The following is a 13929-nucleotide window of genomic DNA, read 5'->3' on the forward strand; positions in this document are numbered from 1 at the left end:
CTGTCCCGCCGGATCATCCGGCGGGGATCGGGGACAGGCACGGGAAACGGGACGATGATGGACAGGATCTGGGGTCAGGCATGCGCCGAGCTGGAACAGAGCGTGGGGCCGAACAACTACAACCACTGGATCAAGCCGCTTCGCCTGACCGCCATCGATGAGGGCGCGGCACGGTTCGTCAGCCCGACGCGGTTCATCTCGGACTGGGTGAACCGGCATTTCGCCAAGGACATCATGGCCGTGCTGACCCGCAACGGCGCGGTCGTCGAACGCCTGCGCTTCGACGTGGGCAGCCCCGCGCCGCGCGCCTCGGCCCAGGCCGCGGCCCCTGCCGGCCAGCCCGCCGAGGTGCCCACCACCCGCGCCCCGCGCGCCGATCTGGGCGCGCCGCTGGACCCGCGCTACACCTTCACCAATTTCGTCGTGGGCAAGCCCAACGAGCTGGCCCATGCCGCCGCGCGCCGCGTGGCCGAGGGCGGGCCGATCGGCTTCAACCCGCTGTTCCTCTATGGCGGCGTGGGCTTGGGCAAGACGCACCTGATGCATGCCATCGCGCATGACTATCAGGCCCGCCACCCGGCGGCCCAGGTGCTGTACCTGTCGGCCGAGCAGTTCATGTACCGCTTCGTGCAGGCCCTGCGCGAAAGCACGATCATGGATTTCAAGGGCATGTTCCGCAACGTGAACATGCTGATGGTCGATGACGTGCAGTTCATCGCCGGCAAGGACAGCACGCAGGAGGAGTTCTTCCACACCTTCAACGCGCTGGTCGATCAGGGCAAGCAGATCGTCATCTCGGCCGACCGCGCCCCGGCCGAGATCAAGGGCCTGGAGGAACGGATCAAGTCGCGCCTGTCCTGCGGGCTGATCGTGGATCTGCACCCCACCACCTACGAGCTGCGCTTGGGCATCCTGCAGTCCAAGACCGAGGTCTTCTGCGCCCAGCAGCCCGACCTGGAGATCGGCGCGGGCGTGCTGGAATTCCTGGCCCATCGCATCACCACCAACGTGCGCGTGCTGGAAGGCGCGCTGCAGCGCCTGTTCGCGCATGCCAGCCTCTTGCGCCGCGAGATCACGCTGGAGGTCGCGCAGGAATGCCTGGCCGACATCCTGCGCACCAACGACCGCAAGATCAACATCGACGACATCCAGCGCAAGGTGGCCGAGCATTTCAACATCCGCTTGGCCGACATGATGGGCCCCAAGCGCGCCCGCAACGTCGCCCGGCCCCGCCAGATCGCCATGTACCTGTCCAAGCAGCTGACCAGCCGCAGCTTGCCGGAAATCGGCCGCCGCTTCGGCGGGCGCGACCACACCACGATCATGCACGGCGTGCGCAAGATCGAGGAGCTGCTGGTCGAGGACAGCGCCATGGTCGAGGATATCGCCGTGCTGAAGCGGATGCTGGAAGCCTGATCACGAAAATCTTGTGAGCGCCCGCGCGGGCGGTTACACATCAGGTCCGACGAACGGGCCGAAGCGCCTATGTGGACAGGGGACACAGATGAAATTCTCGATCGAGCGGGCCGTTCTGGTCAAGGCCGTGTCGCAGGCCCAATCGGTCGTGGAGCGCCGCAACACCATCCCGATCCTGGCTAACGTGCTGATCGAGGCCACGCCCGAGGGCGTCAGCTTCCGCGCCACCGACCTGGACACCGAGGTGGTGGACATGGCCATGGCGCAGGTGGAACGCCCCGGCGCCACCACCGTCAGCGCCGTGATGCTGAACGAGATCGCGCGCAAGCTGCCCGACGGGGCGCTGGTGCAGTTGGCGCTGGACGCCGCCACGGGGCGGCTGTCGGTGCAGGCGGGGCGGTCCTCCTTCAGCCTGGCGACCATGCCGCGCGACGATTTCCCGGCCATGGCCTCGTCGCAATACAGCGCCAACTTCAAGGCGCCCGCGACGGTGCTGCGGCGGCTGTTCGACAAGTCGAAATTCGCCATCTCGACCGAAGAGACGCGGTACTATCTGAACGGCGTCTACATGCATGTCTCCAAGTCCGAGGACGGCCCGGTGCTGCGCTGCGTGGCGACCGACGGCCACCGTCTGGCCCGCATCGACGCGCCGCTGCCGGTGGGCGCCGAGGACATGCCCGGCGTGATCGTGCCCCGCAAGACCGTGGGCGAGCTGCGCAAGCTGCTGGACGATGACGAGGCCGAGATCGCGGTCAGCGTCAGCGAGACCAAGATCCGCTTCGCCACGCCCACGCTGACGCTGACCTCGAAGGTCATCGACGGCACCTTCCCCGATTACAGCCGCGTCATCCCGCAAGGGAACACCCGCAAGCTGGAGGTGGACGCCGCCGATTTCGCCCGCGCCGTCGACCGCGTGGCCACCGTCAGCAGCGAACGCTCGCGCGCGGTCAAGCTGTCGCTGGACGGCGACCGGCTGGTCCTGTCGGTGAACGCCCCCGATGCGGGCGCGGCCGAGGAGGAGCTGATCGTGGCCTATGCCGACGAGCCGCTGGAGATCGGCTTCAACGCCAAGTACCTGCAGGAGATCGCCAGCCAGGTGGATCGCGACAATGCGGTCTTCCTGTTCAACGGCTCGGGCGATGCGGCGCTGATCCGCGAGGGCAGCGATCTGAGCGCGGTCTATGTCGTCATGCCGATGCGCGTGTGACACTGACGGCGCTGCGCCTGTCGCAGTTCCGGTCCTGGCCCCGGCTGGATCTGGATCTGGATGCGCGCCCGCTGGCGATCTGGGGCCCGAACGGTTCGGGCAAGACGAACATCCTCGAGGCGGTCTCGATGCTGGCGCCCGGTCGGGGCCTGCGCAGCGTGGCCGCGCCCGATCAGGCCCGGCAGGGGGTCGAGGCGGGCTGGCGGCTGCGCGCCACCCTGGGCGACCAGGCGGTCGAGACGCTGGCCCCGCCCGGCCAGACCCGCAGCGTGAGTGTCGACGACAAGCCGGTGACGCAGACGGCGCTGGCGCGGCTGGTGCGGGTCATCTGGCTGGTGCCCGCGATGGACCGGCTGTGGTCGGACGCGCCCGAGGGGCGGCGGCGGTTCCTGGACCGCGTGACCCTGTCGCTGCAGCCCGACCATGCCGACCATGCGCTGGCCTACGAGAAGGCCATGCGCGAACGGAACCGCCTGCTGCGCGACCAGATCCGCGATCCCGGCTGGTTCCGCGCGCTGGAGGCGCAGATGGCCGAGGCGGGCGCCGCCCTGACCCGCAACCGCGCCGCCGCCCTGTCGGCGATCATGGCCGCGCAGGATGGCGGCACCGATTTCCCCGCCGCCCGCCTGACCCTGCTGCCGGGCGAGGGGGCGGCCGACGATCCCGACCCCGCCAGCATCGCCGCCCGCCTGGCCGCGATGCGTCCCCGCGATCTGGCCGCAGGGCGCACGCTCAGCGGCCCGCATCGCGCCGATCTGGGCGCGATCTGGGGGCCGCAGGACATGCCCGCCGCGCTGTCCTCGACCGGCGAGCAGAAGGCGCTGCTGCTGTCGCTGATCCTGGCCAATGCGCGCGCGCTGTCCGACCAGCCTGTGCTGCTGCTGCTGGACGAGGTCGCGGCGCATCTGGATGCCGACCGGCGCGCGGCGCTCTACGATCGCATCGCCGTGCTGCCGGCGCAGAGCCTGCTGACCGGCACCGGCCCCGAGCTGTTCGCGGCCCTGGGCCCCGCCGCCCGGCACCTGTCGGTCACGAAATCCGCCGGCCGGTCGCGCGCCGACGAGGCGGCCTGAGCCCGCCCGGTCCCCGGATGCGAGAAACCCGCCGACAGGTCCGAAAAATCCAGTCAAAGCCGTGACTTTGCCGGGCTCAGGGCCTATATCAGGGCATGATGTACAGAAAGCCCGACGCATGACCGACACCGCCGCCCAGCCTGCCGAATACGGCGCAGATTCCATCAAGGTTCTCAAGGGGCTGGACGCCGTTCGCAAGCGCCCCGGCATGTATATCGGGGATACCGACGACGGGTCGGGGCTGCACCACATGGTCTACGAGGTCGTGGACAACGGCATCGACGAGGCCTTGGGCGGCTATGCCGACTACGTGACGGTCATCATCCACAACGACAGCAGCGTCAGCGTGCGCGACAACGGCCGGGGCATCCCCACCGACATCCACACCGGCGAGGGCATCAGCGCGGCCGAGGTCATCATGACCCAGCTGCATTCGGGCGGCAAGTTCGACCAGAACAGCTACAAGGTCTCGGGCGGTCTGCACGGGGTCGGCGTCTCGGTCGTGAACGCCCTGTCCGACTGGCTGGAGCTGCGCATCTGGCGCAACGGCAAGGAACATTACGTCCGCTTCGAGCGCGGCGACACGGTCAAGCCGCTGATCGTCGTGGGCGACGCGCCTGCGGGCGAGAAAGGGACCGAGGTGCGCTTCATGGCCTCCTCCAAGGTCACCGACCCCGAGGGGACGTTCAGCAATCTCGACTACAGCTTCAAGACGCTGGAGAACCGGCTGCGCGAGCTGGCCTTCCTGAACAGCGGCGTGCGGATCCTGCTGGAGGACCGCCGCCATGCCGAGGTCCAGACCTCGGAGCTGTTCTACGAGGGCGGGGTGCGGGAATTCGTCAAGTATCTGGACCGGTCCAAGACCCCGGTGATGCCGCAGCCGATCTTCATGACCGGCGAGAAGAACGGCATCGGCGTCGAGGTCGCGATGTGGTGGAACGACAGCTACCACGAGACCGTGCTGCCCTTCACCAACAACATCCCGCAGCGCGATGGCGGCACCCACATGGCCGGTTTCCGCGGCGCGCTGACCCGGGTGATCGGGAAATACGCGCAGGACAGCGGCATCGCGAAGAAGGAAAAGGTCGATTTCACCGGCGATGACGCGCGTGAGGGCCTGACCTGCGTGCTTTCCGTCAAGGTCCCCGACCCGAAATTCTCCAGCCAGACCAAGGACAAGCTGGTCTCCTCCGAGGTCCGCCCGGCGGTCGAGCAGCTGGTGGGCGAGAAGCTGGCCGAATGGTTCGAGGAGAACCCCGCCGAGGCCCGCCAGATCGTCGGCAAGATCATCGAGGCGGCGCTGGCCCGCGAGGCCGCCCGCAAGGCGCGCGAGCTGACGCGGCGTAAGACCGCGATGGACGTGGCCTCGCTGCCCGGCAAGCTGGCCGATTGCCAGGAAAAGGACCCGGCGCTGTCCGAGCTGTTCATCGTCGAGGGCGATTCGGCGGGCGGGTCGGCCAAACAGGGCCGGTCGCGGCAGAACCAGGCCGTGCTGCCGCTGCGCGGCAAGATCCTGAACGTGGAACGCGCGCGCTTCGACCGGATGCTGGGCAGCGACCAGATCGGCACGCTGATCACCGCGCTTGGCACCGGCATCGGGCGCGACGAGTTCAGCCTGAAGAAGCTGCGCTACCACAAGATCGTCATCATGACCGATGCCGATGTCGACGGCGCGCATATCCGCACGCTGCTGCTGACCTTCTTCTTCCGCCAGATGCCCGAGCTGATCGAGGGCGGGCATCTCTATATCGCGCAGCCGCCGCTCTACAAGGTGGGCCGCGGCCGCTCCGAGGTCTATCTGAAGAACGAGGCCGCGCTGGAGGAGTACCTGATCCAGCAGGGCGTCGAGGGGGCGGGCCTGCGCTTGGCCTCGGGCGAAGAGATCCGGGGGCTCGATCTGGCCCGCGTGGTCGAGGAGGCCCGTGTGGCCAGGCGCATCCTGCGGGCCTATCCGACCCATTACCCGCCCCATATCACCGAACAGGCCGCCATCGCGGGCGCGCTGGTGCCGGGACGGCTGGATCAGGACGCACAGGGCGTGGCCAGCGCCATCGCCGACCGTCTGGACCAGATCGCCGAGGAATACGAACGCGGCTGGCAGGGACGCCCGACGCAGGACGCCGGCATCCGCCTGTCGCGCACCCTGCGCGGCGTCGAGGAGACCCGGACCCTGGACGGGCAGATGCTGCGCAGCGGCGAAAGCCGCCGCTTGGGCGAGATGACCGACAGCCTGCAGGACATCTATGCCAAGCCCGCCCGCCTGATCCGCAAGGACCGGGACCAGCCGATCCACGGCCCCCTGGGGCTGCTGCAGGCCGTGTTCCTGGAGGGCGAGAAGGGCCTGTCGCTGCAGCGTTACAAGGGTCTGGGCGAGATGAACCCCGAACAGCTGTGGGAAACCACGCTGGACCCGGTCGCCCGCACCATGCTGCAGGTCCGCATCGAGGACGTGGCCGAGGCCGAGGATCTGTTCACCAAGCTGATGGGCGACGTGGTCGAGCCGCGCCGCGAATTCATCCAGCAGAATGCGCTGAACGTGGAGAACCTGGACACCTGACGTCAGGCCGCGCGGCTTGTGGCATAAAATCCACGCGGCCGCGGCAATGTGATGAACTGATCCGTTTTATATGTACGAATAGTCTGCGCTTGGGCTAGAGCATGTCTCAGGCATCAAGATTCAGGCTTCCCCACCAGTATGGGATGTGATTCCCTTCTGCTGAGACAGACATGGGGGATCTGATGGGCAAGCCACATCCAATAGAGCTTCGGACGCGGGTCGTGACCTATGTGGACGAGGGGCATGGGCATCGCGAGGCTGCGCGGCACTTTCGTGTTTCGCCAAAATTTGTCAACGATCTGGTGAAGCTGCGACACGAGACCGGGTTGTTGACGCCGAGACAGCAAGGCAATGGCGGCGGACACGGGAAGCTGGTGGGCGTGGCCGGTTGGCTCAAGGCGCGTGTCACGGCCAAAGGCGAGATCACGCTCAATGAACTGGTGGCTGAACTGGCCCAAATCCACAGCATCGCCGTCCACCGTGCCACTGTCTGGCGGATGTTGCGCGGGCTCGGATTGACACACAAAAAAAGCCCTGCAGGCGCTTGAACAGAAGCGCCAGGATGTTGCCGGCCTGCGTCATATCTGGGTCGCGAGGCGCCAACCCTTCATGGCCAACCATCTGGAGCGGCTCGTTTTTCTTGATGAGACCGGGCTCAAGACCAACATGACCAAGACCACCGGCTGGTCGCCTTGCGGACAACGTTTCGTGGATCATGCGCCGTTTGGACATTGGCGGAGCCAGACCTTCATTGCAGCGCTGCGCCATGACCGGCTGGACGCGCCTTGGGTGATCGACGGGGCGATGAACGCTGAGATGTTCGAATTCTATATCAAAACCCAACTGGTCCCGACGCTCCGGGCCGGCGACGTCGTCATTCTGGACAACCTCTCCAGCCACAAGAGCCCTGCCGCAGCGGCTGCACTGCACAATATCGGCGCGTGGTTCTTGTTCCTGCCGCCATACAGCCCCGACCTCAATCCGATTGAAATGGCATTTGCCAAGCTCAAGGCTCTTGTCAGAAAAGCTGCCGCACGGACCTACGACCAGCTATGGGCCGCGGTCGGCCAAGTCTGCAACCTGTTCTCCGACGAGGAATGCTACAACTACTTCAAAGCCGCAGGATATGAGGTCGATTGAGTGCAACCGGCTCTAGGGGATCTGCAATCGCTTGCGAGTACCGGGCCTGCGCGGCCCCTGTGTCAGGAGTATCCCCATGTCCATCAGAACCACTTTGTCCGTCTGCACCGCCGCGCTGGCGCTTGGTGCAGGCTCTGCTTTGGCCGGCGGCGTCATCGCCCCCGTGGTCGAGGTCGCGCCCATCGAGGTCGCCCCGGTTTCGGTCGCCGGCGCCTGGCAGGGTGCCTATGCGGGCGGATCGCTCGGCTACATCTTCGGCGCCGATGACGTCGTCGGCATTGTGCCGACGCTCGATGGCGTGCCGATCGAAGGCCGTCGCGCCTTGAACCTGGGCGATCTGGACGTGTCCGGTGCCACCGCTGCCGTGCATGTCGGCTATCGCTGGCAGCGCGATCGGTGGGTGTTCGGCCCCGAGCTGGGTGTCGAGGTCGGATCGGTCGACGCCGATCTGGCCAGCACCTTCGAAGGGGGCGACTTCGAACTGGAAGCCGAGATGCAGAACATCGTCACGCTGGTCATGAAGACCGGCTATTCGGTCGATCCGCAGACGCTGGTCTATGGAACGTTCGGCGTGGCGCGCGGCAATTTCGACTACACCGCCACCACGCTGACCGATTCGCAGTCCGACAGCATCACCGCCACGGGCGTGGCCGCCGGATTGGGCGTCGAGCGCGCGATGAACGATCGCGTGTCGGTCTTTGCCGAATACCAGTACCGCGATCTGGGCAACGAGCAGATCAGCTACGAGGATGGCGCCGAGACGCTGGAAAGCGCGACCAGCACCGCGCATAGCAGCATCAAGCTGGGCGCGAACTTCAAGTTCTGATCCTGTCGGGACAGCAGTCGGAGGGGCCGGTCGCGCAAGCGCCGGCCCCTTCGTCATGCACGCCGGGCGGATCGTCGCGCCAGCCCCTCGCCCACCGGCACGGGCAGCGCCCGGCTGCCGCAGGCGATGGCCAGCCCCTGCGGGACCAGCGCCGACAGCACGCGGTCGTCCACCGGCAGGCCGCCGGTATAGGCGCCGAAGGCCGGCAGGATCAGATGGTCGCGCCCGACCAGGAAGCAGCGCCGCCGCTGCCCGGCCAGACGGACGCAGGGATGGTAATGGCCCGAGACATCGGGGCCCGTGCCCGCCTCGTGGCGCAGGATCAGCCCGTCGTGAAGTTCGTCCACCGCCGTGCCGGGCATGCGCGGGCAGATGGCGCCGGGATCGTGGTTGCCGCTGACCCAGATCCAGGACCGCCCCTGCGCCATGTCGCGCAGCCGCGTGCAGATGTCGTCGGGCAGGCCCCGCCCCGCCGCGTCGTCGTCGAAGGCGTCGCCCAGGCTGACGACCGTCAGCGGGTCGGTCGCGGCGATCTCGGCCTGCAGCCGGTCCAGCGTGGCCTGCGTCTCGTAGGGGGGCAGCAGCATGCCGCCGCGCCGGGCCATGCGTTCTGACTTGCCCAGATGCATGTCGGCCACGACCAGCCAGCGCCGGGCGGGCCAGTAGAGCGCGCCCGAGGCCCGGGCCTCCAGCCGCTGGCCGTCGAAATCGAAGGAATGGGCGGTCACGTCAATCCTGCCTCTGCCATCAGGGCCGCGGCCTCCGCCTCGGCCAGCCGCTCGACCCCGTGGCCCGCGATGGGGACGCGCCCGTATTCCAGCAGCAGGGGGGCGGCCAGAGGCGAGACGCGGTCCAGCATCCGGTGATCCAGACGGTCCGAGCGGTCCAGCATCTCCTCGATCCGGCCGAAATCCACAAGCCCCCGCCGCGCCTCCTCCGCCGTGATCCGCAGCATCAGGTGGTCGGGATCGTAGCGGCGCAGCGTGTCGTACAGGATGTCGCTGGAAAAGGTCGCCTGCCGACCGGACTTGCGCAGGCCGGGCAGGTTGCGCTGGATCAGCCCGCCGATCGTGGCCACGTTGCGAAAGCTGCGCTTCATCACCGCATTGCTGCCCAGCCAGTCGCCCAGGCCCTCGCGCAGGGCGTCGCGGTCCAGCAGGGGGGCGGGGTCGGTGACCGCGTCCAGCGACCAGATCAGCAGCGCGTAATCGGTGGCGATGAAGCCCAAGGGACCCAGGCCCGCCACCTCCATCGTGCGGGTCATCAGCAGGCCAAGCGTCTGCATCGCGTTGCGCCCGGCAAAGCCGAACAGCGAGAAATGCCAGCGCCCGTTGCGCGGGAAGGTCTCGCAGACCAGCGTGCCGGGGCGGGGCAGGGCGCTGACCCGGGCCTGCAGGGCCAGCCAGTCGCGCGTATCCTCGGGCAGGGCGGCGTGGCGGGTGGGATCTCCGATCATCGCCAGCACCCGATGCGACAGCTGGGTCGAGGTCGCCAGCTTCAGCCCGGAATAGAGCGCGATCTTGGGCTCCTTGGCGGGCTGGCGGGTGACCTCGACCACCATCTCGCGCAGGGCGTCATAGCGGACGGTCTGCCCGCCGATCAGGAAGGTGTCGCCCGGTTCCAGCGTGGCCGCGAATCCCTCCTCGACCTCGCCCAGCATCGCGCCGCCCCGGCCGCGATAGCGGACCTTCAGCGATTCGGGCTCGACGATGGTGCCGATGTTCATGCGCAGGTCGCGGGCCGCGCGGGGATCGCGCAGCCCCCACAGCCCGTCGCGGGCCATCAGCCGCTGCCAGCGGTCATAGGCCCGCAGCGCATAGCCCCCGGTCGCCGCGAAATCCAGGCAGGCGTCGAAGTCGGCGCGCGCCAGCGCCGCATAGGGGCCGGCGGTCCGCACCTCGGCATAAAGCGCGTCGGCCTCGAAGGGACCCGCGCAGGCGGTCAGCAGGATATGCTGGCAGAGCACGTCCAGCGGCCCCGGCCCGCGCGGGTCGCCGTCCAGATCGCGCTCGCGCACGGCGGCGAGGGCCGCGACGCATTCGATCACCTCGAAGCGGTTGGCGGGCACGATGCGGGCGCGCGAGGGCGCGTTGTAGCGGTGGTTGGCGCGCCCGATCCGCTGCACCAGCCGCTTGACGTTCTTGGGCGCGCCGACCTGGATGACCAGATCGACCGCGCCCCAGTCGATGCCCAGATCCAGGCTGCCGGTCGCCACCACGGCGCGCAACTCGCCCGCCGCCATCGCCGCCTCGACCCGCTGGCGGGCGTCGCGGGCCAGGCTGCCGTGATGCAGGCCGATGGGCAGGTTGTCGTCGTTCTGCGCCCAGATCGCCTGGAAGAACAGCTCGGCCTGGGCGCGGGTGTTCATGAAGATGATGGTCGTGGTGGCGCGCGCGATCTCGGCCAGCACGTCGGGCACGGCATAATGCCCGCCGCCGCCCGACCAGGGGGCGGACCGGGCGGTGCGCAGCATGGCGATGTCGGGATCGGGGCCGGGATCGGCATTGATGACCCGCGCCCCGCCCATGAAACTCGCCAGCCGGTCCGGATCCTCGACGGTGGCCGACAGCCCGGTGACGATCAGGTCGGGCGCCAGTGTCCGCAGCCGCGCCAGCCCCAGCATCAGCTGGTCGCCGCGCTTGTTCTCGGCCAGGGCGTGCAGCTCGTCCAGCACCACCCGGCGCAGGCCCCCGAAGATCGCAGGCGCCTGTTCATAGGACAGCATCAGCGACAATGATTCGGGCGTGGTCAGCAGGATGTCGGGCGGATCGACCTTCTGGCGCGCCTTCTGGCTGGCGCGGGTGTCGCCGGTGCGGTCCTCGATGCGGATCTCCAGCCCCAGATCGGCCACGGGCCGGGCCAGGTTGCGCGCGATATCCGCCGTCAGCGCCTTCAGGGGCGAGACGTACAGCGTGTGCATCCCCTTGTGCGGCTGCGTCAGCTCCACAAGGCTGGGCAGGAACCCGGCCAGCGTCTTGCCGCCGCCGGTGGGGGCGATCAGCAGGCTGTCGCCCTTGGCGTTCAGCAGGTCGATCTGGTGGGGATGGGGCTCCCAGCCCTGCCGCGCGAACCAGTCCTGAAAGGCCGGGGGCAGGGTCACGGGATCATGTCCTTCAGCGTTTCCAGCCGGTCGGCCTCGGTCGCCGGCTTGTCCCACCGGATGCGGCTGATGCGGGGAAAGCGCATGGCCACGCCGGACTTGTGGCGGGGCGAGGCGTTCAGCCCCTCGAACGCGACCTCCAGCACCAGCTTGGGCGCGACGGATCGGACGGGGCCGAAGCGTTCGGTGGTGTTGTTGCGAACGAATCGGTCCAGTTCGCGCAGCTCCTCGTCGGTGAAGCCGAAATAGGCCTTGCCGACCGGGACCAGCGTGTCGCCGTCCCACAGCCCGAAGGTGAAATCGCTGTAGAAGCCCGACCGCTTGCCATGCCCGCGCTGCGCATAGAGCATCACCGCATCCACGACCATCGGATCGCGCTTCCACTTGAACCACGGCCCGCGCGGGCGCCCGCCGACGTATGCGCTGTCGCGGCGCTTGATCATCACGCCCTCGATGACGATGCTGGGCGGGTCGGCGCGCAGGGCGGCCAGATCGTCCCAGGTCGAGAAGGGCAGCAGGGGCGACAGGTCGATCCGGTCGCTGCCGAAATCCGCCGTCTCCAGGATCGCGCGGCGCGCCTCGTGCGGCAGGTCGCGCAGGTCGCGGCCCTGCCAGATCATCGCGTCATAGACCCGCAGGCTGGCGGGATGGCTGTCCAGCATGGCCCGGCCCACGACCTTGCGGCCAAGCCGCTTCTGCAGATCGCCGAAGGGCGCCACGTCGAGGCCCCGGCGGACCAGCAGTTCCCCATCCACCGCGCCGTCGAAATTCAGCGCCTCCAGCAGGTCGGGGAAGGCCGCGCCCACATCCTCTCCGGTACGGGAATAGAGCCTGCGCGTGCCGCCGTCGTTGATCGCCTGCACGCGGATGCCGTCCCATTTCCATTCGGCGGTGTACAGCGCCGGATCGAAGGCGCGCAGCTGGTCCAGATCGACCGGGGTGGACAGCATGACGGGCCGGAACGGCGCCAGCGCGGCATGTTCGGGCCGGATGCCGCCCGCGATCCAGTCGAACAAAGGCTGATAGGGCGGCGCTAGGCCGTGCCAGATCTCCTCGATATCCTTGACCTGCGGCGCGCCCATCTCGGCCAGCGCGATGCGGGCCATGCGCGCCGACAGGCCCACGCGCATGTTGCCGGTGGCCAGCTTCAGGAAGGCCAGCCGCTGCGAGGGGCCAAGCCGGTCCAGCATCGCGGTGATCGCGGCAGGCAGACCCGCACGGCCGGTGTCCGACAGCAGGGCCACGGCCTGATGCAGCGGCACATCCTCGTCGCGGTCCGTGTCCCACAGCAGCGCGATGGTTTCGGCCAGATCGCCCACGAAATCATAGGACATGGCGAACAGCTGCCCGTCGATCCGCTCGGCCATCAGCCCGCGCAACAGGCCCGGGGTGACTGCGCGCAGCTTCAGGTCGCCGGTCAGCGCGGCCAGCGCATAGCCGCGGTCGGGGTCGGGGGTCTGTTCCAGATAATGCCGCAGCAGCCGCAGCTTCGCGTTGCGCGCAGCCGTGAAGGCCAGCCGTTCCAGCAGATGCGCGAAGCCCCTCATTCGGGCTCGTCCTCGTAGCCCACCAGCCGCAGGGGCCGCGAGGCGATGCCCTGCAATTCGCACCAGCGCATCAGGCCTTCCTCGGTGCCGTGGGTGATCCAGACCTCTTCGGGGGCCAGTTCCGTGATCGTCTGCGTGACCTGCGGCCAGTCCACATGGTCGCTGATGACCAGGGGCAGTTCCACCCCGCGCTGTCGCGCCCGCGCCCGCACCGCCATCCAGCCCGAGGCGAAGCCGATCACCGGATCGCTGAACCGCTGCACCCATGCGCTGGCGAAGGCCGAGGGTGGCGCGATGACCAGCTGGGCCTGCACCTCCTTCGCGGTGGCGGGCACCAGTGGGCCGAGGTCGATGCCCTGTTCCACATGGTAATCCGACAGGCGCTGCAGCGCGCCGTGGATGGCGATGGGGCCGTCGATGCCCGCCTGACGCGCCAGCGCGATCACCCGTTGCGCCTTGCCAAGCGCATAGGCGCCGATCAGATGCGGGCGTTCCGGAAATTCGGCCATGCTGGCGATCAGGCGCGTCATTTCCAGCAAGGGATCGGGGTGGCGAAAGACCGGCAGGCCGAAGGTCGCCTCGGTGACGAAGATGTCGCAGGGCACGGGTTCGTAGGACGCGCAGACCGGGTTCGGCGCCCGGCAGTAATCGCCCGAGACGACGATCTTGGGCCCCTTGTCCGGCATCACCGCGATCTGGGCTGAGCCCAGGATATGGCCCGCCGGATGAAAGCTGACCTGCACGCCGCCGATCCGCGCCACGCCCTCGTCCGCCTGCCGGTGCGCGGTGAACTCCTCGCCATAGCGGATCGCCATGATCTCCAGCGTCTGCCGGGTCGCCATGACCGCGCCATGGCCCGCGCGGGCATGATCGCCATGGCCGTGCGTGATCAGCGCGCGGGGAACCGGGCGGACGGGATCGATGTAGAAATCGCCGGGCGGGCAGTAAAGCCCGGCCTCGGTCGGGTGCAGGATCTGATCGGCGCGCATGAATCCAGACTGGCGAACGTTTCGTGAAAATCAACCGCCCAACGCCCCAGGCCCGCCTGCGGGTCCCTCGCTCT

At 68.3% G+C, this 13929-nt stretch carries 11 protein-coding genes; 7 read left to right on the top strand and 4 right to left on the bottom strand.

Features of this window, described 5'->3' with window-relative positions; translation table 11 throughout:
• Positions 1 to 54: 54 nt before the first annotated feature.
• The 7 genes from dnaA to E4191_RS00030 all read left to right on the top strand — a co-directional run bounded on the left by dnaA (position 55) and on the right by E4191_RS00030 (position 8219).
• Positions 55 to 1416 (top strand): chromosomal replication initiator protein DnaA, encoded by a 1362-nt coding sequence (gene dnaA / locus E4191_RS00005; protein ID WP_176562594.1) that lies wholly within the window; start codon positions 55 to 57, stop codon positions 1414 to 1416.
• A gap of 88 nt (positions 1417 to 1504) precedes the next feature.
• Positions 1505 to 2623 (top strand): DNA polymerase III subunit beta, encoded by a 1119-nt coding sequence (dnaN, locus tag E4191_RS00010; RefSeq protein WP_135311581.1) that lies wholly within the window; start codon positions 1505 to 1507, stop codon positions 2621 to 2623.
• Positions 2620 to 3696, top strand: coding sequence for a DNA replication/repair protein RecF (gene recF / locus E4191_RS00015; protein WP_135311582.1), 1077 nt, complete (start codon positions 2620 to 2622; stop codon positions 3694 to 3696). The genes dnaN and recF overlap by 4 nt, the downstream gene beginning before the upstream one ends.
• Positions 3697 to 3814: 118 nt before the next feature.
• Positions 3815 to 6253, top strand: coding sequence for a DNA topoisomerase (ATP-hydrolyzing) subunit B (gyrB, locus tag E4191_RS00020; RefSeq protein WP_135311583.1), 2439 nt, complete (start codon positions 3815 to 3817; stop codon positions 6251 to 6253).
• 221 nt (positions 6254 to 6474) lie between these two features.
• Positions 6475 to 6801: a hypothetical protein gene (locus tag E4191_RS24055; protein WP_228461410.1), complete on the top strand. Its 327-nt coding sequence runs from the start codon at positions 6475 to 6477 to the stop codon at positions 6799 to 6801.
• Positions 6802 to 6835: 34 nt separating this feature from the next.
• On the top strand, positions 6836 to 7393 hold the full coding sequence (locus tag E4191_RS24060; protein WP_231714326.1) for an IS630 family transposase: 558 nt from the start codon (positions 6836 to 6838) through the stop codon (positions 7391 to 7393).
• Positions 7394 to 7469: 76 nt separating this feature from the next.
• Complete coding sequence (locus tag E4191_RS00030; protein WP_135311584.1) at positions 7470 to 8219, top strand: outer membrane protein; 750 nt, start codon at positions 7470 to 7472, stop codon at positions 8217 to 8219.
• A 53-nt stretch (positions 8220 to 8272) separates the two neighbouring features.
• Here E4191_RS00030 and pdeM read toward each other — a convergent pair whose 3' ends face one another.
• The 4 genes from pdeM to E4191_RS00050 are packed head-to-tail and all read right to left on the bottom strand — an operon-like array spanning position 8273 to position 13855.
• Entirely contained in the window at positions 8273 to 8947 is a 675-nt protein-coding gene (gene pdeM, locus E4191_RS00035) for a ligase-associated DNA damage response endonuclease PdeM (RefSeq protein WP_135311585.1), read from the bottom strand.
• Entirely contained in the window at positions 8944 to 11319 is a 2376-nt protein-coding gene (locus tag E4191_RS00040; protein ID WP_135311586.1) for a ligase-associated DNA damage response DEXH box helicase, read from the bottom strand. Before E4191_RS00040 ends, pdeM begins: the two co-directional genes overlap by 4 nt.
• Positions 11316 to 12866 (bottom strand): cisplatin damage response ATP-dependent DNA ligase, encoded by a 1551-nt coding sequence (locus tag E4191_RS00045; protein WP_135311587.1) that lies wholly within the window; start codon positions 12864 to 12866, stop codon positions 11316 to 11318. Before E4191_RS00045 ends, E4191_RS00040 begins: the two co-directional genes overlap by 4 nt.
• A complete protein-coding gene (locus E4191_RS00050; RefSeq protein ID WP_135311588.1) occupies positions 12863 to 13855 on the bottom strand; it encodes a ligase-associated DNA damage response exonuclease in 993 nt (330 codons plus the stop codon). The genes E4191_RS00045 and E4191_RS00050 overlap by 4 nt, the downstream gene beginning before the upstream one ends.
• Positions 13856 to 13929: the final 74 nt, after the last annotated feature.

The organism is Paracoccus liaowanqingii (assembly GCF_004683865.2).
In the GTDB taxonomy this organism is placed as follows: Bacteria; Pseudomonadota; Alphaproteobacteria; order Rhodobacterales; family Rhodobacteraceae; genus Paracoccus; species Paracoccus liaowanqingii.

Bases quoted from the DNA above. Each gene is read 5' to 3' on its own strand.
- dnaA (WP_176562594.1), top strand. From the start codon at position 55: ATGATGGACAGGATCTGGGGTCAGGCATGCGCCGAGCTGGAACAGAGC.
- gyrB (WP_135311583.1), top strand. From the start codon at position 3,815: ATGACCGACACCGCCGCCCAGCCTGCCGAATACGGCGCAGATTCCATC.
- E4191_RS00045 (WP_135311587.1), bottom strand. From the start codon at position 12,866: ATGAGGGGCTTCGCGCATCTGCTGGAACGGCTGGCCTTCACGGCTGCG.
- dnaN (WP_135311581.1), top strand. From the start codon at position 1,505: ATGAAATTCTCGATCGAGCGGGCCGTTCTGGTCAAGGCCGTGTCGCAG.
- E4191_RS00030 (WP_135311584.1), top strand. From the start codon at position 7,470: ATGTCCATCAGAACCACTTTGTCCGTCTGCACCGCCGCGCTGGCGCTT.
- E4191_RS00050 (WP_135311588.1), bottom strand. From the start codon at position 13,855: ATGCGCGCCGATCAGATCCTGCACCCGACCGAGGCCGGGCTTTACTGC.